Source organism: Shewanella psychropiezotolerans (genome assembly GCF_007197555.1).
GTDB lineage: Bacteria > Pseudomonadota > Gammaproteobacteria > Enterobacterales > Shewanellaceae > Shewanella > Shewanella psychropiezotolerans.
The window spans coordinates 5,625,565-5,645,722 of the sequence record NZ_CP041614.1; the positions used below are offsets into that span (position 1 = coordinate 5,625,565).

At 44.9% G+C, this 20,158-nt stretch carries 18 protein-coding genes; all 18 read right to left on the reverse strand.

Features of this window, described 5'->3' with window-relative positions:
* Positions 1–386 precede the first annotated feature (386 nt).
* Positions 387–719, reverse strand: a complete 333-nt coding sequence (locus FM037_RS24630; RefSeq protein ID WP_221937446.1) for a hypothetical protein — start codon at positions 717–719, stop codon at positions 387–389.
* A gap of 22 nt (positions 720–741) precedes the next feature.
* Positions 742–1,095, reverse strand: coding sequence for a hypothetical protein (locus FM037_RS24635; protein WP_144048174.1), 354 nt, complete (start codon positions 1,093–1,095; stop codon positions 742–744).
* A 48-nt stretch (positions 1,096–1,143) separates the two neighbouring features.
* Positions 1,144–1,500 (reverse strand): hypothetical protein, encoded by a 357-nt coding sequence (locus FM037_RS24640; RefSeq protein ID WP_144048175.1) that lies wholly within the window; start codon positions 1,498–1,500, stop codon positions 1,144–1,146.
* Between the two features lie 39 nt (positions 1,501–1,539).
* Positions 1,540–1,794, reverse strand: coding sequence for a hypothetical protein (locus tag FM037_RS24645; protein WP_229381014.1), 255 nt, complete (start codon positions 1,792–1,794; stop codon positions 1,540–1,542).
* Between the two features lie 210 nt (positions 1,795–2,004).
* On the reverse strand, positions 2,005–2,346 hold the full coding sequence (locus FM037_RS24650; protein ID WP_144048177.1) for a hypothetical protein: 342 nt from the start codon (positions 2,344–2,346) through the stop codon (positions 2,005–2,007).
* A gap of 38 nt (positions 2,347–2,384) precedes the next feature.
* Positions 2,385–2,714: a hypothetical protein gene (locus FM037_RS24655; RefSeq protein ID WP_229381015.1), complete on the reverse strand. Its 330-nt coding sequence runs from the start codon at positions 2,712–2,714 to the stop codon at positions 2,385–2,387.
* Between the two features lie 196 nt (positions 2,715–2,910).
* A complete protein-coding gene (locus FM037_RS30030; protein ID WP_267874822.1) occupies positions 2,911–3,045 on the reverse strand; it encodes a hypothetical protein in 135 nt (44 codons plus the stop codon).
* 172 nt (positions 3,046–3,217) lie between these two features.
* Positions 3,218–3,556 carry a hypothetical protein gene (locus tag FM037_RS24665; RefSeq protein ID WP_144048178.1) on the reverse strand — a complete coding sequence of 113 codons (339 nt, stop codon included), beginning with the start codon at positions 3,554–3,556 and terminating at the stop codon, positions 3,218–3,220.
* Positions 3,557–3,630: 74 nt separating this feature from the next.
* Positions 3,631–3,984: a hypothetical protein gene (locus tag FM037_RS24670; protein ID WP_144048179.1), complete on the reverse strand. Its 354-nt coding sequence runs from the start codon at positions 3,982–3,984 to the stop codon at positions 3,631–3,633.
* A gap of 291 nt (positions 3,985–4,275) precedes the next feature.
* Positions 4,276–4,593 (reverse strand): hypothetical protein, encoded by a 318-nt coding sequence (locus tag FM037_RS24675; protein ID WP_144048180.1) that lies wholly within the window; start codon positions 4,591–4,593, stop codon positions 4,276–4,278.
* A gap of 78 nt (positions 4,594–4,671) precedes the next feature.
* Positions 4,672–5,010: a hypothetical protein gene (locus tag FM037_RS24680; RefSeq protein WP_144048181.1), complete on the reverse strand. Its 339-nt coding sequence runs from the start codon at positions 5,008–5,010 to the stop codon at positions 4,672–4,674.
* A 23-nt stretch (positions 5,011–5,033) separates the two neighbouring features.
* The gene (locus FM037_RS24685) at positions 5,034–5,384 is read right to left on the reverse strand and encodes a hypothetical protein (RefSeq protein ID WP_144048182.1); all 351 of its coding nucleotides are present in this window, start codon (positions 5,382–5,384) and stop codon (positions 5,034–5,036) included.
* Between the two features lie 194 nt (positions 5,385–5,578).
* Positions 5,579–6,142: a hypothetical protein gene (locus tag FM037_RS24690; protein ID WP_144048183.1), complete on the reverse strand. Its 564-nt coding sequence runs from the start codon at positions 6,140–6,142 to the stop codon at positions 5,579–5,581.
* A gap of 2 nt (positions 6,143–6,144) precedes the next feature.
* Positions 6,145–10,773 (reverse strand): toxin TcdB middle/N-terminal domain-containing protein, encoded by a 4,629-nt coding sequence (locus FM037_RS24695; RefSeq protein WP_144048184.1) that lies wholly within the window; start codon positions 10,771–10,773, stop codon positions 6,145–6,147.
* Complete coding sequence (locus FM037_RS24700; RefSeq protein WP_144048185.1) at positions 10,743–13,505, reverse strand: FG-GAP-like repeat-containing protein; 2,763 nt, start codon at positions 13,503–13,505, stop codon at positions 10,743–10,745. The genes FM037_RS24695 and FM037_RS24700 overlap by 31 nt, the downstream gene beginning before the upstream one ends.
* Before the next feature lie 570 nt (positions 13,506–14,075).
* On the reverse strand, positions 14,076–17,327 hold the full coding sequence (locus tag FM037_RS24705; protein WP_144048186.1) for an efflux RND transporter permease subunit: 3,252 nt from the start codon (positions 17,325–17,327) through the stop codon (positions 14,076–14,078).
* A 35-nt stretch (positions 17,328–17,362) separates the two neighbouring features.
* Positions 17,363–18,589 carry an efflux RND transporter periplasmic adaptor subunit gene (locus FM037_RS24710; RefSeq protein WP_229381016.1) on the reverse strand — a complete coding sequence of 409 codons (1,227 nt, stop codon included), beginning with the start codon at positions 18,587–18,589 and terminating at the stop codon, positions 17,363–17,365.
* A gap of 74 nt (positions 18,590–18,663) precedes the next feature.
* The gene (locus FM037_RS24715) at positions 18,664–20,007 is read right to left on the reverse strand and encodes a TolC family protein (protein WP_144048188.1); all 1,344 of its coding nucleotides are present in this window, start codon (positions 20,005–20,007) and stop codon (positions 18,664–18,666) included.
* Positions 20,008–20,158 lie beyond the last annotated feature (151 nt).

A 20,158-nucleotide genomic window follows, 5' to 3' on the forward strand; every position in this document is an offset into this window, starting at 1 on the left:
GAACGCAACAATTACACGGTTAACATTGAGCCTGCTCTAGTTATTAAAACTTGGTGCAGCAGTGTGCTTAAAAGCTCCCGTCCGAAAACAAAAAATCAACAGCTTTGCATGCTTATCATCAAAGTTTCACAGCCAAGCCGAGACTTGGTAAAAATATCAAACTGGAACCTTATTATGACTAAAAACGGCCTGTTTTTACAGGCCACTGTAAGTTAAGTACCTTGTATATCAAGATCATTGCGCACACAAATCAATATACACAAACAGCACGAAATCGTAACGAATGGGTACGCTAGCGAAACAAAAAATGTTTATAGGCCATGTTGAAAATTGAATGAGAGTGAAAGGACACTTTTATTCTTTTCATCAATTTGTTTATTTCAATCTCAGTCATTCAAGAGATGAAGATGGGTACCTGTGCAATTAGCATCACCATCATTAAAGTAGAAATTAATTTTCTTCCCGCTGACTAATGCTGCTAATAAAGTCCCATAGACGGCTTTGTTATTCTCAGGGTCTTTACGCCATTTAGGCCAAGTATTCTTAGGGCAAGTGGCATTGCCGGTGTCCATATGAAAACTGATGGTGCCGGGCATATAACTGGGCTCAACCACGGTCACAACACCGGTGATAACCTCTAAGCCATAACTGTTCATGCACACCAGTGAATACAGCAGTAATACATATTTCATCATTCTGCCTTTAAAACTTGTCGTCATGACGATCAAAACCTCAGACAACCTAAGGGTTGGTGGTGAGATATATGGCTTTAGTGACTGTGCCGCCCACCTGTAGGCTACAGTTATCCGCACTTTCTGTGACCACATTGACTCGATGATTGGCGGCTTTGGCTGCTAATAACGTCGATAACACTTCTTTCTTATTATCGGCAGACCAGCCCGTAAAATAACTCCAGTAGGAGCCTGAACTGTCCCCACGCTGATTAAGGTAAACCACGGCTTTTAACCCTGCCCCTTTTTCAATCCAGATCCGGCCGATGTATAAATTATTGCAATCTAATGTACTGGCAGAGACTGTCTGGCTTAGCGCCAGTAACAGCGCGCAGCCAGTGAAGACTATTGAGCTTCCTGTCATGTAAATCCTTTGACTGTTGTCGGTGAAGTGACGTTTGCGTACGGGTTATTATTTGGCACGTAGATCGGCTGTCATGCCGTAGGCGTGACACAAGCCTCCATCACCGTTTTTAGCCTTATCAATCACAATGCCCATATCCATGCCACTGGCAATACTGGTTAATGCCATGGCATAGGCATTGTTAAGTCTCTTTTCCCCCAGCTCACTGCCCATGAAATAACCGTACTTATATTTGCAGTTATCCAGTGCCTCATTTTTAAACGTCACAATAAAGCTGCCATCACTGCTGAGCAAAGCGACCCGCTTAACCTGGCCCACATACCAAGCCGCTCCTGCTTCTACATAGCTGCTACTGCACAATAAGCTCAGTGAGAGCGCCGCCAGTGTTAACTTTTTAATCATCATCAGTTCCTGTTGGTTAATCCTGTGTTCATTCGGTCATCTTTACCAGGGCATCGCGCCCATTTTAATGCCGCGTACATCTTGGGCATTTCCCCAAGAACTGCATGTTTCAATGACATGCAGCGAGATTGAAGTCTGGCCAGAAACATAAGCGGTCATCACCATGCTCACCATCTCTTGATAATTGGGCACACTGCTGTCTATGGCAAACCTCCCGGTAGTGGCACACTCGACCATGGAAGACTTGTCCCCATCAATATTGATCAATAAAATCCGTTTGTCTCCGCTGAGAAACACCCCCGCCCCCGTGATCGTTACATCCCGAAACCGTGTGGAAGAAAAGACTTCAACAGCAATAAAAACTAATGTAAAAATAGCGAGTTTTATATACACCATGGCATGCTCAACTTTTAATAAAAAATAATAACGTCTTAGATAGTTATGAGTTTAATGCTTTATTAGCGTTTCCTATCAATACAGCTTGCCAATGAACATATCCTCGGCAGATCATACAAACATTCTGACATAACTCACTTCACACCCTGCGCTGCCAGTTTTGATACGAATAGTCATGTGTTTATTCGCCGCAATCCCCGTCAGCAGGGTGGAGTAGATCTCTTTGAATAGCGGGTGACTTTGTTTGAGCGTCATATAGTGACCCTCTATGAGCACACAATTGAGGTTGGCTCTGTCAGCCGGGGCTTGCAGATACACATTGCCTGAACCATTGGGGTAAATGGATAACAGCACATCTTTACCCTTTCCAGAACATGACGTGGCCGAACATACCGCAGCGACATTGAAACTGAGCGCGACAAATACGACGAAGATAATTCCCTTTAACATCATGAATCCTTAACACATACTATTAAGTTAAAATTTAAATATCACTTATATACAGTGAAATATAAGATGGTTTCCGATACGGATTGATCCACACAAGCGCCTGCAGTTCTAAAGCTCACCACCTTCTGTGCAGCAAAAGCTAGCATCAGCATACTGAGGTACTCTTTCGCCATAGGTCTATCCATCTTATAACTTAAGTAGTCACCATTTGAACCATGACAAGCTGGGGGATTATTCACTCCCCCTTCAGGATAGATATAAATAATATTGCCTTGCTCATACATCAGAATTTGCGCAATTTTCGCCGTGGTATTCGCATCAACACGCATACTGATGAATATTACTGATATAAGTATCATTGTCCGTAACATTTACAATTCCTTTAACGCTTCATTGAGCTGCTCAACAGTAACGCGAGTACCGCAAAGATAAATTGAGTTATTGGGTTCATCTTCTTCCTTGAATTAAATTCTATTTAAAGATAATGGGCTCAGACCCTTTATCTGGTTAAACATCCAAGTGAATACACTTGGTCAAGTTATCAATTTCATGGCGTAGGCAGAAAGATTACCTGTCTAACACCCCACACAATCTATCAAGCCCTTGCAGTAACTCCTGAACTCCGTCAACATCGGTATCGAGAGCTACTAAGCCATAACTGTTCATGCACACCAGTGAAAAAAGTAGTAATATATATTTCATTATTCTTCCTTTAAAACTTGTCGTCATCACGGTTAAAACACCAGCACAAAGGGGGCAGTGAGAATTAACTCATTTCACCTATACTTAAAGTAGCTCCCACTCCACATTATCCAAGGAGCGGATATGCCAAGAAACCAATATAAAGCTCATGGGAACCAAGCCTTTTTACTGACTAAAAATATGAATCCTGCATTGCTATAAATTCGCCTTCACATGTATCACTGACAGCATGGACTCTCACTTTCTGACCCGACATATAGGCAGCTAAAGCGACACTTAATACACGGTCGATAAATGCTTCATCGTGCTGACTAAAGGTAAATTTCGCCACAAAATTACAGTCCGATTTAAGGTGGGTTGCATCACTATTAAATACCAGCCTGATAGATTGATCATTAGCAAAACCATACACTTTAACTCCCTTCAGAGTACCAAAGGCGATATCGCCCGCCTCAACAAGGGATGAGAAACCTAGCAAGGCTATAAACAAATAAGATACAGCTAATTTCATCTTCTTCTCTTCTCTTCTCTTCTCTTTGTAACAAAGGCTAATGGGCTCTGACCCCTTTATCAATAACTCAAACCCTACTCAAACCTCAGCGCGTCGATTTTGCAAAGATTACTACCTGAACCAGTCCAAATTTCGTCATTGTAAACCTGAAAGCGAACCTTACTTTTCGACATATAAGCAGCAAGCAGCGATGAGCTAAGCATCTTGTATCCAGGCTGTGACGGTGACAACCAAACTCCAGCACTACACTCAGCTAAACCAGTATCGAACCAGACTGCGACATCAGCACCTTCCACCCCATTCACAGCACCAAAGTCATCATATACAAACAACTTATTCAAAGTACCAAATGAAGTAGTCGTAATAGCCCCATAGCTGCTATCTACAAAGCCTAAAAGGACTATTAGCAATATCAGTGACATTTTCATTATTATATTTCCCTATCTACTAATACTGCATAACCTTGAGCTAATGTAACCTAATAGGTTCTGACCACTTTTATCTTTCACATTATTAGTTTCTGCTTGCACGAAAAATGACGCTAACAATAGTGCTAACAACTTCATCTGTTTCATAGGCTTATATACTTTAGGTTAATAGTAAGTGGTTATTCTATTTCTCTTACTGGTATTTTTCCCAAAGGAGTAATCCACTAGTATGAACAAAGCAAAGCTAATGGGCTCAGCTCCTTTTATCACTGTTCAATTAATCATGAATATTCAAAAATGAAAATTCATAATGCCCCCCGAATTAGGCTCAGTATCGTATGCAATGCTCACTTTTTTATCGGCAGTAAAAGCAGTTAAGAGCATACTAAAAAACAACTTAGCTTTTTCATTTGGCATGGGATCCGTTCCCCAATAATAAAAGTATGACTTACCGTCCCCGCCATAAAACTGCACCCAATGTGTGTCCCACTGTAGATAAACATTATTGACCTTTACACCTGCGCCACGCCAATCAGAATCAGTCCAACGAAGTGCCGCTTCAGAAGTAAAACTAAAGACCAATAAGGCTATCAATACGATTCTTAACATTTTATATCCATATATCTAAATAATGAAGAGTCAAAGGTTCAGAGCTCATTTCCCTACACCCAATGGACTCTGTTCCCTTTATTCTTTTAACATCACGTACGCTGGTGAAGGTGCATTTGAATAACTAGGAATTAAATTACAAGCCGGGACATCAGAATATTGAACAATAACATTTCCATCACTTACCCTTGCAGTAACCGCAAGCGAAAACCAAGTTTTACATAGCTCTACAGAAACTGCTTTCCAAGGTGAATTGACGTTGCAGATCTGAGTATAATCATTACGCCAATTACCAAATATGAACACATTTCCTGGTTTATCTACATATACTCGTTGTATCTTACCTTCGCACCAATGCCCCGCAGAAAGCGCTCCTGTTGAAACAAACAATAGAAGAAAACAAACATATTTTTTCACGTCAAAATCCTTATAAAACTCTATCAATCAAGCACTGGCCCAAAATACCATCCAGTTAACCAGCCCCATGCAGTATGGCTATTACAGTCACCCGAATCATTGAATGACAAACTAACCTCTTTCCCCGTTGTTTGTGCTGTCAGCAAGGCGCTATAAATAACCTTACAAGCCTCGGGAGGAACATTATTCTCCGTGATAGCGACGCTACATAATCTGGGCCAAGATAAAGTTCCGATCGATGCGACAAAAACTTGCCCATCAGGGCTTATCGTGACTCCTTTCACCTCCCCTCTACAGGCGTAATTAGCAAAGGCTGGCGTAATAAACATGCAGCTAGCAACGAGAACAGCTAATAGACAATTGATAAACTTCATATTTTCTCAACATAGTTATTAAAATTTCAGATAAGCTAATGGGCTCTGACCCCCTTATCTATAAATAAAGTTTACTCTGACCCCACTTGCTGACCCCACTTGCTTACCACTTGCTCTAAGGAATATCACTCAATGATGCTTCCTAACTCGTCGCAAATGACTTTACTGCGGTGAGAACGGCTCTTTATCAACCATTACAACATGCATTTAGTTAGGTATTTTTTGTTCCAAACGGGACCATTTACAAATGGACTCGCAACCGTCCATGGAGGGAAAATCTGTTTATAGGACAGATCAGGAATTTTGACATGATGTTCTTTAAATTCGCCACCTTTCAATACCACTTCTGCCGCCCAGTACTCTCGATAGCCAGGCATATTCCTATAATCAATGTCAACAAACTCAAACTTTGTTCCAGCGGGCACAGTCCCTATATATTCACCTTTCCCAATACCGGGTAAGCCAGGATATCTGTTTATGACATCGTTCCAAAAATCTAAATCACTGATAACTTGCTCATGAGAATAAGGTCTAGACTTATATTTAATACTTTTGTCTTTGTCAGTATAAGCTTGAATACCATAGCAAACATCTGCGCTACTACATCGATTTAATGAGTATAGAAAACTGTCTACATTAACTTTATAGCATTCCCCTATAAGGTCGCGGACAACGTAGTCAATCTCCTCTTTTGTGTATGAAGCGCAAGACATCTGTATCAATATTAAAACCGCCATCATAAGTGATTTATACATCATGATTATTTACCTTCATAATTATCTGCATAGCCATGACACGGAAAACTAGAACATGCTATACCTCTTGCGCCCCAGTTAAATAAGTGCCCCATAACACCGCCATTAACTAAATCGAACGTCCCTAGTTTGGTTTCAGAACCTCTAACCGCAATATTACCAAATGGTAAAGCATTTAACTCTGCCGACTTCGCATAACCCCTCGCCACCAGGTTATTACACGTAAGCGTTCCAAGACTATGGCAACGTCCTAAATTTCCATTGCCGTTGACAATAAATTCATGACTTACAGCGTCTGACAGTCCTTGATATCCTAGAATAGTATCGTTTATATCCCAAATGACTCCAACCAGCCCCCTAGCCCCATTGCCTCGTGTTGTAAAACCGGATATATCATAGACCCTCTCACCATTATCGCCTTCTCTAGAATTAATCCTTGAACCAATCAATTTCCTGCCAACAAAAGAGTTAATCGTGAGCAAGGCATTAAATTCAGCTAAAGACAATCCATTCTTATTTGCAAATCGCGCAACTTCTTTCGATACGTAGTGGTTTTTCACTTCATTACCAACATAAAGCACGGTATTAGAAAGACTTTCCGTATCTATACCATAATAAATAAACCTCACAGCCCGTCCAACATCGGGGTCAACGATATCTGCAGCCAATACAGCAAAGGCTTCGTAACTAAACTCCTGAGGACCATTCACATAGGACATCGCAAAGGACACAATGCCGGCAGAGAATGCAGAACGTAAACTGCCTGTCGTGTAATAAGCTCTATCAAAAGCAAAATGTGCTGAAGCAAGTTGACCAAATACAGGGATAAAATTAAGCGCAGCCTGAACGAAATTAGCTAATGCGGGATTATCATTGAAAATATATTTATGGCTTAGTTCTCTACCATCTATTTTTCCTAGAAAATTATAGATTTTCTTGAAGAAATTATACCCGCTCGGATCGGTATAGGTCAGCGGATTATTAAGCACATAGCTATAGCGGTTAAAGTTCTGTAGATTGCTTGGCGCCTGAATGAAAGGATCGGCCTGCATAAAGCGCGCTAATGTTGGGTCATAGATGCGTCCGCCCATCTGGATAATATCCAAGCCTGGCAGCATCTCATGACCGGTATAGCCACGCTCCATTGGTATAATGGCTTGCACGATACTCGAGCCAGAAAGCTTCATCGGCTTACCAAAGGCAGTATAGAAATACTGCTCAAGCACATCACCGGTCTTATTGGTGACCGTCAGCACTGAGCCTTGATGATCGGTATGCTGGTATTGCACCTCTTCACTATTGCCTAACGTGGTGTTTTGGTTACGCACCACCATGATATTACCCAACATATATTTATGACGGGTGTTCTCTAAGTTTGCTGCTGAAACACTACCCTTATAGCGTCGCTCCTGTTGGTATATTTTTCCGACGTAATCAGTATTAAACGTCTTCCAAACACCGTTATCCTGACGATAGTCAGTCCGGCTAAATACGGCGCGATTATGGTTGTACTTATAATCAGTATATTGCGACCCCGCTTGGATGCGACTGGCTTTATCAAAGGCATTATAGGTAAAAGTACGGCGACCATCTGACTTGATATTACCGTTAGCATCGTAATTAAATTTACTGTAGTTTTTACCGTCAACCGTTGCACTATTAAGTCGATTTGCACTCACCGTTTGCAGGTAGTCATAGCTGGCCAAATTGACCGAATAGCTGCCGCCAGAATAGCCTTTGCGGCTCTTGATATTACCAAAGCCATCATAGCGGTATTGCTCATCGTAGCTGTAACCCGTCAAGCTACCTGAGCCAACACTTAAATCTCGCGTATTGATGCGATTTAATGTGTCGTAGGTGAAAGTTTCGCTAAAGGACAAGGTTTGTCCGCCGGCATTGTTATAGTAGCTATGAGCGCGAAACTCGACGTTGCCTTTAGCATCAAAACTGCCATAACTTAACTTATGGATATCGCGACTGCCCTTAGCCAAATCAATGTGGCTGATACGGCCAGTTCGGCTATTAAATCCGCGCACCTCACTGGTACCATTACCAAACGTTTGATGGGTGATATTACCCAATGCATCCATGGCAGTAATGTTACGTAAGCTGCGATTACTGCTGTCTTTTTGCAGAAAGAGGTAGTGATTAGCGTTATAGTAAAAATTAACGTAGAAGGTGCCATTATTCGACGGATAATGTTGACGGTTTAGCTGACCTTTATCGTTATATTCACTGCGGGTACTATAACTGTTGCCTTTGATAACAAAGTCTGTTTGAGCTGGGCGGCCATAATGATCGTAGTGATAGGTTTCACGGCTCTCAACCGCAGCAGATGTAGTGCAGCTTGTTTGACCTGCCCACTGTTTAACCCACGCAGGCTTGCCCACATTATGCAGACTCGCGCTGCGACCATAACCCCAACAAGAAAGGTTAGTCGCGTCTTTTCGCCACAACATACGGCCCATGGCATCGTATTCAGTGGTGGTCGTTTGTTTTTTTGCATCAGTCTGAGTGAGTAACTCACCAAAATCGTTATAGGTATAGGTCCAACTGCCCTTATCCGGGTCATTGGTTGCAGTTTTACGACCATACGCATCAAAACCGGTAGTGATTGATTGATACTTCCAGGCATCATTCTTATCTTTCGCCTTAGTTGTCACCTTACGGGTATTACCAAAAGCGTCATAATAGTAATAGATCACTTGGCTTTGCGGATCGGTACGGGCGATAAGCTGACCATCAGCACTGTAGGTATCCTTATAGTGCAGACCCTTTTCATCTATCGAGGTGGTCACTAAACCATTGATCTTGCTGTACACCATCACAGCGCCAGATTCAGTGAGCTTACTTTGCTTATACACACGCCCTAAAGCATCATAAAATTGCTGCGACTTGACACTCGACGCCGAACCATAATTGGGCACACTTTGATGCGTGACACGACCCAATTTGTCATAGCTCGATGCCGTAACGACCCAACTACCATTAAAGCCTTTAACCCGCTGCTCACGTTGACGACCAAACTTGTCAAAATAACTGACCGATTGCGGCTTATTGCTGCTGGTATGGGTTTCTGTAATAAAGTCTTTATCGCAACTGCTACACAGGCTACGGCGGGTTTCGCTGGTGTTGCCATCAGCTAGCACCTGGCGCACGACCTTCCCCTGAATATCAAAATAGCGGGTTGAGGCTAACTTATTGGGACCTGTGGTGGTTTTACTATAGATCCGTCCCGCTGTTGCTGTGCTGCCTGACTTGCCGTTATAAAGGTAAGTTTCTGACTCACCGTTTTGGTTCATCTGGCTGGCAAGGTACTGGCCACGGCTATCATAAAACCAATATTGCCCGCGCTTTTGATAGCTGCTGGTATTGTGCTTAGCGTAACTTTGCTCTGCCACCTTATTACCATATTTATCGTAGAAAAATGCAGTGGTAAGGCCATTAACTTGGGATTCACGCAGCATGCCATTGGGGTAATAACTGAATTTAGTTTGCCTACTTTGATTATTTGTACTGCCAGATTCTGTATTCTTGTAGCGAGTTTTCGCCACGATGGTTTTATAAAGTCGCCCAAACTGCCTTGCATCTGGCTGAGAGCCACTCTGACTCTCAACTTGATTATGAGCATTACCTAATACTAATGCATTTGAATTGAGGACGTTATAAGCCGTATTCTCATAATGGTTACTGGTTCGTGTCTGGTGGATTAACGCGCCTGTGGCACCTTTCACCTGAACCAGGCTCGTGCTTAGATAATTCCAATTATTATGGGTATTTGTCGTTAACGTCTCGCTGACCCTCCCCCAGTTAGTGATCGTTTTTCCATCTGAAGAGAGATCTAGACTATAGCTTTCCTCTTTAGAGGTTTTCAGATAAACATGAATCCCGCCATTGGCACTCGTCGTTTGCGTATAAGTATTGAAGGCACTAGTCAGTAACTTGTCTTTATACTTTCGAGTTGTGGTCTTTGGCATCCCCGTGAGGGGATACAGCTGATGATATTGGGTAGTGGTAACCACACCTGATTGGGGGTCAGTAGTCTGTACCGTTTCAAAACCTAAGAAACCACGTCCTTTTTTGTGCGCCAGGGGTCCACCATAAGCATATTGCACTAACACAGAGTCAGTATTTGTAGACTGAGTCGCCGCCTCAGTCACCACATACATACCAGCAATGGGGGTAATGTACTCCTCATCATTCGGCTTTTGGCTAGATTCCAGATTAATCAGTGGAATACCACTATTTAGTGGTGCATAAGCAATGTTTGTTTCTACACCAAACCCATTGGTGATTTTTGTCAGTACATGCTCTTTAATGTAAGGACGCGTTGCCTTTTGTACTTTCCAGGAACCGGAATTTGTAGATGCGGTTAATAGGTCTAACTTGCCATCGCCGTCGACATCGGCAAGACGCATTGCGGTTTCTGCAGGATTCGAGTTTGTCCCCACCGTGAGAGAGCCGCGCTTAATAAAGTTGGCACTCTCTGCTGTCGCACTAGGGCCGGAGAGAATAATGTTGTACGTTTTAGTGGAGGTAGCCGCGAGGATATCTGAACGGCCATCAGCATCGAGATCGACAAACTGGTGACGATTATAAATACTTACTGTGGTGGCATTGATCCCGATAAGCACTTTAGACCCCGTGAATGTACCATCCCCTTAGAGAGACGGTAATACCATTTTTCTCCAGAAATAAAAGCAATATCAGTTAAACCATCACCATTAAAGTCAGCCACCCTTAATGCTTTTAAAGTCGTTCCAAGGTAGCTGCTATTGGTCGCCGAATATCTGACTTGGCCACTGGAATTAACAGAGGCAATAAAAGCATAGGTTTTATAGCTTATCGACGTCGTTGTCCTACAGTTTGATCCTGATGGTCCAGCAAGGCCCTGTAGCGATGAAGTTGGTTCTTTAAGCGATCTTTCTTCTTGACCATCACAGCCAGGTGGTGGTGGATTAGTGGTAATTTTACGCATTTTCATCACAATATCAGTTAACCCATCGCCATTGACATCGATCATTGCCGAGTTTTTGATATTGGCCGACATTCTCGCGATGTCATTGCCGTAAGCCTGATACGCGGTTGCGCCACTAAAATTTGAAGGTAGGGTTAACGAGATTGATTTAGCCGCCGAAAAAGTCCCACCTAAATTATGGTAATATTTCAGAACAGAACCTGATTTAAATACGATATCCTGCAGGCCATCACCGTCGACATCAGCGACAATGGTATTCTTATAAGCTGAAGAGGAGATCCCTAAGGATTTATAGGTGAAATCATAGTTGACTGTATATGTTTCACATAGTTGCTGGTTATCAGGCTCAGGCTCACAATGCTCTTGTTCACCTGAACTAGGGTCTGAAGTCACCACATGCCAATTGCCAGACGCAAATGGAATCAACAACTCCTGCTTACCATCGCCATTGTAATCAATGACCCTAGCGTAACCTTTCTCGCCTATGCTGGCATTGGTTATCTTCTTCGTTTTATTGGTGATAGAGCTTGTCTTGATGGTACGTTCAAGGGGTTCACCATTAAGATAATTATGTTTGTAGTTTGCTGGTATAGATACAGTGGATTCATGAGTGACCACTTCCCAATCTGTGGTGTAGTAATGCCACTTACCGTCTTTCGGAAATAACATGTCAGCATAGCCATCCCCATTAAAGTCGAGCACTTGGGTAAAGTACCTGTCACTGTTACTTGATGCGGCGCTGTATGAAGTGGTCTCAAATGGTTTTAACGTAGGAGTATTGTATGAAACCTTACACCAACGTCCTGATTCATTTTCAGAAGAATCACAAAAACTAACAGCATCGCAGATAATTTCATTTATAGTATCAGGCTGGCCTAACCGACACATCTCATAAGACAGACTTGCCGCTTTTCGCGCAGGTTGCTCAAATTCAAATGTGGTCGCCGGTAGACAATCTGTGTTTGTTTCATCAAAACACTCCTGTATTCCGGTGACATAATTTCGCTCTTCAGGGATCTCAGTTAACAGCCAGGTAAAATCATAAGACCGAAATAGTGCAGAGTCTTGTTTGACTTTGATCTGTTGCAATCTTTTATTATTAGTAAGGATCCCGCCGTTAGCGTACCCTTCGATAGAACGCGACAGATCAGAATAGATAAACTCAACACTGTTATAGGGCGCCTTGCCTAATGCACTATTGCCCCCATAGGCAATTTTATTGAGTATATGGCTACCTTCGCTGATACTTTTTGTATAATCATAGCGAATGTAATTCCCCTTATTATCGACAATCGCTTTTAACGCCCAAAGCTTGGCTGCTGAGTTAGCGGGAAAACCACCACGTTCAACATAGGCATCTGTAGCAGAGGTGATTGACGGCGCCTTGCCATAATAATGAGTTTCATTGGATTGTGTGGTCACAGTGAAATAGGAGGGACCATTTGTGCCACTGTAGACTTTAATCACACTAAAATTATCAATTTCTGTATGATATTCATTGGCGCTGTTGGTGTTTAGAATTAATCTTTGCCCGTTAAAACAAAACGCATCACTTGAATTATATTTAATGCCGTCAATCTTGCCATCGATAGCAATGCTTTTAGGACAACGGGCAATTGCAGATAACCCCGATATATTCCAGCCCATCCCTAATATCCCTTCGCCACCTTGGCTGCTATAGGTCAAGCCAACCTGAGGAGCGACGCCTGCGGTTGCAGGTGGTAAACTAAGAGGAATGCTGTAGGTTGCAGCACCCGTTTCCGTGACCTTAAATTGCCCAGCGCTTAAGCCTATGACATTTCCGGGATTTGTAAATGAATCAGAGGCTGACGTATCAATGAGTTGGCCGGAACGAGAACCTAAATAAGTAGCGGAAGTACTGGTAATGTCGTTAATGCCATCGCCATTAACATCTTTAATGGTTAACTGGGTACCTTGTGAAAGATCAATCCCATTTCTTGCATTACTATAGGCATCAACATTCGCCCCCCCCTGTAAATTGCTGACAACAAAACTGTCCCTATAACTGCTTGAATCACGAATTAAAATATCAAGCAGGCCATCTCCATCTATATCATAAAATTCCAGCGCTAAATGAGAGGCTGAGGTGATTGTCAAACGGTCAAAGTCACCTTGAGTCATTGGCTGTAATGTCCAGGAATTGCCCGACTCTACCAGTTTAAACACGCCATTTTTAGGTGTGATATATAATGGAATATTAATATCACCTGCAATTAACACGAACTTAGGGGGTAAGCGTAGAATGATATTTCCACTACTGTCTGTGTAAACTTCATACCCTTGATAATCCGAATTTAGATCGGCATGAACGCTTGTAATGACAGACAGAAATAGCACAAATAGAAAAGCAATCCGTTGTTTAATCATAATCCCTTACTCAATATCCCTATAGAAACTTGCAGTATCGAGTGCAATCTACACAAAAATAAACAAAAACAAAACACTTAGTTACATTCGGCGACAGTTATTTACATCGATTGCGCTTTATTGGTAATGAGGTTGGTGAGTGTGGTTGTGATAAATGCTAAGAAAAGGCTGATGATCAGTTTATTACCATGGTAAACGGGGCTGACAGCGCTTTCTTACAGAGCATCTATCTTTTTAGGTTATTTCTGAGAATTTGATATGTTTAAGTATGTAGCAGTAATTAAGATATAAATAAATTAGTCAAAAAAGCGCGGCGTCCTGCCGCGCGTACTAAATCGACTTGTTTGAAGGGAAATATTGAAAATGATCAGGTTAGACAGTGCTTGAATAACACAATAAGTCCATTACTTCCCTACTGTTTAGCGCTCTTTACAGAGGTAAATAAGCAAGTGAACGTAGCCAATATAAGATGCGACGGCAGACTAACGCTACGCATCTCATTTCTTCCACGAGAAAGAAGACCCTCCTTGTCGACTAAAAATTACAAGCTAATTAAAATATAACTAATTGTTAATTTTGAGTTTCCTCTTTCCGGTATATCCAGCGATACAGGGTCGGCAAGACCAGTAGCGTCAGTGCAGTGGAGCTAAACAAGCCACCTATAATCACCACAGCTAAGGGCTGCTGAATTTCACTGCCTACGCCGGATGAAATCAAGATAGGAATAAGACCTAACGCCGAGGTCAATGCCGTCATTAATACCGGACGCAAGCGCCCTACCGTGCCTTCATAGACCGAATCATAGAGGCTTTCCCCTTGGCCAAGAGTCCCGGTAGCTTCTCGTAATGCCTGTTGGCGTCTCTGGTTAATCGAATCCACCAGCACCACACCGTTAAGTACGGCGACACCGAACAAGGTGATAAAGCCGATGGAGCTTGGAACCGAAAGGTAAGTTCCGCTGATAAACAGGGCAACCACACCACCAATTAAGGCCAATGGCACGTTTGCCATGATGAGGGCGACTTGCTTGAGTGAACCAAACGAGAAGAAGAGTAACAGGGCAATCAGACCAATAGAGATAGGCACGACTAGCATGAGTTTTTGCTGAGCTCTTTGCTGATTCTCATATTGACCTCCGACGACCACAGTATAACCCGCTGGTAATTTAGCCTGTGGAATGACGGCATATATATCTTTTACCACTGAGCCCATGTCGCGACCTGAGACGTTGGCCTGCACCACAACCCGGCGCTGCACATCGTCACGACGAATGTTTGGCGGCGCCATCTCGACTTCGACACTGGCCACTTCGCCTAAACGTACGGTGGCACCGTTTACGCCGTTAAGGAGAAGATCTCTCAGGGCATCAGGCGAGCTACGATATTGCTCGGCGAGACGCACATTGATGTCGTATCTGGCATTGCCATCGATCACTTGTCCGGCGCTTACACCACCTATACCTTGGCTAACCAGGCTCATGACCTCATCGACACTGATACCATAACGCGCCAGTACATCACGCTTAGGTCTCACCACGAGCTGAGCCTCACCACTGACCTGCTCCAGTGACACATCCACTGCACCCGGGATTTTTGATACCAGATCCGAGAGTCTCTCTCCGCTGGCTGATAACACGTCTAAATCCGGGCCGAAAATCTTAATCGCCAGCTGAGCTTTGACACCCGATAGCAGTTCATCGACTCGGGTGGCAATGGGCTGTGAGAAGGTGAATAGCAAGCCAGGGAAGACACTGATTTTCTCCTCCATCAACTTCTGCAGCTCGACTCGGCTCGAAGCCGACTGCCACTCTTCGACAGGCTTGAGGCCAATATAGATCTCAATATTACTCACGGGCTCAGGATCGCCGCCTAGCTCGGGGGCACCGATACGACTCAAGGCATATTCCACCTCGGGGAACTCGAGTAACAGCTTTTCTATCTTAGGCGCGACATCGATTGAGGTCTGTATGCTCGCCGTCGGTGCTAAGGTGATCCTCAGGTTAATCGTGCCCTCTTCAAGTTCAGGTACGAACTCTGTGCCTAAGCGCGGCAACAAGGACATGCTCAACACAAATAATGTCACTGCTGTGATAACCACTGTCTTAGGACGCGCCATGGTTAACGTCAACAAGCGACGATACACAGACTCGATTGGCTTAAGCACCGCACTTTCTCTGAGGGTAATACCACGCTTAAACAGGTAAACCGCCAGAGCCGGTACGGCAACGAGTGCTACCACTAAGGCCGACAACATGGCTAATATGATACTCACAGCCATGGGCTGAAACAGCTTACCTTCGACGCCTTCCAGGGCAAACAGAGGCGCAAATACCACTATGATGATGGCTGTTGCGAAGAAGATAGGACTACAGACTTCCTTAGCCGCCAGCATGACACGCATGCCGATGGCTGCAGATGTTTCGCTATGGGCCGGTGTCCCAGCGCCATCTTCGTCGGCATGATAAGGGTCAGCCTCACCATCTGCACGAATACGGGCATCATTAAGATGTTGTCTATCGGGTTGGGTCAGATGCTTGAAAATGTTCTCAACCATTACCACAGAGCCATCCACCAGCATACCGATAGCCACCGCCAGTCCACCTAAGGACATCAGGTTGGCCGACATGCCGAAATATGACATCACCATCAGCGCCAGGCCGATAGAAACCGGAATAGACAATAACACCAACATGGTGGCGCGAATGTTGACTAAGAACAGCGCCAAGATCACCACGATAAACACGAATGCCATCAAGAGGGCATCACGCACTGTGGTCACCGCCTGATCAACCAGATCCGCCTGATCGTAGAACACCTCGAAGGTGACACCATCGGGAAGCGCCTGCTCAACCAGTGAAGTTCTGGCATTGATATCATCTATGGTTGCCTTAGTGTTAGCCCCCATACGTTTGAGGATTACCCCGGCAACGACTTCACCCAGATCTTGAGGATTACCCGCCTCGTCACGACGAGTCATGGTCACCGCGCCGACACGAATTTCACTGCCATAATCCACATTAGCGATATCACTAACCCTGACAGGAGTTCCCGCCACTTCGGTCAAGGGGATCTGAGCAATGGCCTTGAGCCCTGCATCACCCGAAGGCAAGAGACCATAACCACGAACAACCAGTTGCTCCTGACCTTGCTCCATAAACCAGCCACCTGCGTTACGGTTATTGCTCTCCAACGCTGTGGTCACTTGTTCCATATTTAGGCCATAACTGCGCAGCTTATTCGGATCGATCTGCACCTGATATTGACGCACATCACCACCGAATGAGAGCACATCGGTCACGCCACCAACAGGCATCATGATGAGCTTGACCAAATAGTCGTTGAGGCTACGTAGTTCAGCAGCATCTATGCCTGAGCCGGGTTCGGCCCGAAGAATATATTGATAAATCTGACCTAAACCTGAGGTGTTCGGACCGATTTCAGGCACACCGATACCATCAGGGATCATCTCTCTGGCCGCCTGCAGCTGCTCGAACACCTGCTGACGGGCAAAATAGATATCCGTTCCTTCGGCAAATACCACAGTCACCAGCGACAGACCAGTACGGGATAGTGAACGCACCTCAGTCACAGCAGGCAAGGCATACATGGCCGACTCGACCGGATAACTGATTAACTTCTCAACTTCTTCTGCCGCTAAACCCTCGGCCTCGGTGTTTACGGTAACTTGTACGTTGGTAACATCCGGAAAAGCATCCAGATTCAATTTAGGTAACATGGCCACACTGGCTATCGCAACAGCAATAAGCGCCAGCACCACCATTAGTCGGTTGCGGATCGCAACCTCAATAAGTCTCTGCAACATAAGAGAGTTCCTTAACTTTTAAGAGAGTGTGGTTATTAGTGGTTGTGGATATCGAAGCCGGACTTAGCCAGCTCAGAGGCCAGGAAAAAGGCTCCGGATACCACCACATTACTGCCTGGCGTCAAGCCACGAACTAAGTTCATGCCGCGCTGACGCTCAACCACTTCGACCTCTACCGCTTCGAAGCCATCTTCATCCTGAATAAATACCTGCCAATCGCCATCTCCGCCGCGAGTCAGGGCCGCGTCGGGCAATATAACTCCACCTTGTAGCGCATTAGGTAAGTAAAGCTCGGCAAACTGGCCGGCATGGATCACATGGCCTGGATTTTCCAAACTCAACAAGATCTGCTCGGTTCGAGTCACACTATTGAGTTCATGGGAGCGGCCGATGATCTTGGCTTTGAAGCTTCTGTCACCAACACGTACTAAGGCTTCACTGCCGACACTGATGTTTTCAGACTGAGCCGGAGTAACCTGAGCCTCGACCCAGAGATGTGATTCGTCGGTGAGCTGCATCAGTGCGGTACCAGAAGTGATCACTTGGCCTAACATGGCGAGATCTTGCTGCACACGGCCATTGATCGGGGCTAATAACTGATAGCTACCGATAGTGCCTGGATTTGATTCTAATTTGGCGATCTGCGCCGATGTCATCTTCATCGCATCTAAGATTGCACGCTTAAGCTCAGCATCTACCTGAGCCTGCAGTCGGCGACTGGCACTGACGGTACTCTTGCCCATCCGCTTAACCCGGCTCCACTCGGCCGCGGCATTAATATAATCGGCCTGAGCCTGAGCAACTGCCACACCACCAAGCGTTAATAAGGGATCGCCCTTACTCACTTCCTGACCCGGAACCACATGACGATCTAATACTCGTACATCGAGTTGAGGCGCCAAGGTCATGGTTCTGTCTCTGTCTACAACCAGAGTCGCCGTGGCAACCGCCTCTAAGCTAAATATCTCCTCGGATAGTTGCGTCACCTCTACACCTGCAAGGGCTTGCTGTTCAGCCGTTAGCTTAAGGGCATGCTCCTCGCCACTCTCCTTACCAACTTGGGTTTCTGCACCATGACCATCACTTTTAGCTGGTATCTCAGCTGTTTCAGTCGTTTCTGCGCCGTGATCATGACCTTCTCCGGCAAATGCCGTTGAGGGGATCGCGGCAGCCGCAGTCAAGGTCATTAAAAATGCAAAGCTCATGGCTCTGGCAAGAGCACTCAGATGAAATGGTGCTACAGCTTGATTTTGCTTATTCATATCCATGCCAATGTTCTTAAATCTGTTGTTAAATCTGTTGTTAATCGTGTTCATAATTCGCGTTCCCATCTGAATTAGTACTTAGCCGAAGAGGCGTTTTGCCCTGAGCCAGAGTGATTAGTCACTGATAATCTTGGTAACTGATCATTTAAATATGCTTCCAGCTGACCACTGGCTCCCATCCAATCGAGCCAGCTGGTATACAGGGCTGTCTCCAGGGACAAACCAACAAGGTAACTGGTAGACAGTTGACGCTGGCTTTGAAGGTAAACGCTGGTATCTATGTCACCGGCGCGCCATTGCTGCGCCAGACCCGATGCGGCCTCGTGACCGGAATTAAGCACCAGATCACGCCATTCTTGATAACGCTCGGTTAGTCTGGGCATGCTCAAATAAAACTTCTTCTGTTGCTGCTTGAGCACTCGCTCTTGCGCCAGATAGGTTTGCTCTGCAATGGCAATCTCCTGACTCGCCACCGCTAAAGTATCGCTGTAGTTATTACGGATCTGCAGCGGAATTGATAATCCTACGCCGACCTTGTTTTCCTCGCCTTCACGTTCGGCGCTAAGGCTGATGGTTGGATCGGCTGATGTATCGGCTTTAACTTGCTCGGCGTTGAGCTTGGTCAGCATAACGGCTTGATAAGCACTCTTTAATGCGGGAAGTTCCGGGTCTATCTGCCTCGACATGTTTGGCAGGCTCAATGAACCGATAAACCCACTGAAAGCCATTTCACTCTCACCTAATAGCATCAAGACATTAGTATCCGCTGTGATCGAGTCCTGCTCGGCCATAGCATACTCGGCGGCGCGGCTGGCCACATCCAACTGTACTAACTGCAAGGCAACCGATGAAAGGTCTCCCACCTGTAACTGCTGTCTGGCAATATCCAGAGAGCGCTTAGACGAGGCAAGCTGTTGCTGTTGAAAGTCCAGGGCCTTACGGCTCTGGGATTGCTCTACTAGCGCCTGAATCACGCTTGCCAGCATCTGACTTCGCTCTAAGGTGATATCTGCAAGTAACCTTTCGGATTGAAGTTGAGCGATACGGGTGGCGGCGCCGCGCTTATCACCCCAGTCTATGGTCTGACTGATATCTAAGGTGTAAGTATCCTCGGTGGCATTTTGATAGCTCACGCCCAGCTCTGGATTATAGATGGCTTGATCTGCCGCCTTGATGCTGAGCTCTGCCTGACTACGTCTGGCTTCTTGAGCAGCTACCTCAGGCAGAGCATTGAAGGTTTGCATCAAGTCAGGCAACCAAGTCTTGAAGCCTGTTTGATTGCTTTGAGTAAGCCAAGCTTCACTGCTATTGAGCGTGCTGTCCGCTGCTACCGAATCTAGGTTAGCAGCCTGAACAGATGTTGCGCCACCGGTTAAATAGGCTAATAACAGACTGGCTATTATGGTCTTTTTCATTGTATATCCTATCCCTAAAGCCATCTCTTTCAGCAAAAGCTGTACTGCAAATCAAGCCCAATCTCAATGTCATTACGGACAGATGATTGCAGCCTGATACTTGCAGGTCTAATAGAAGGTTTTGGGGTTAAATCATCTCTAAGATCGTTTG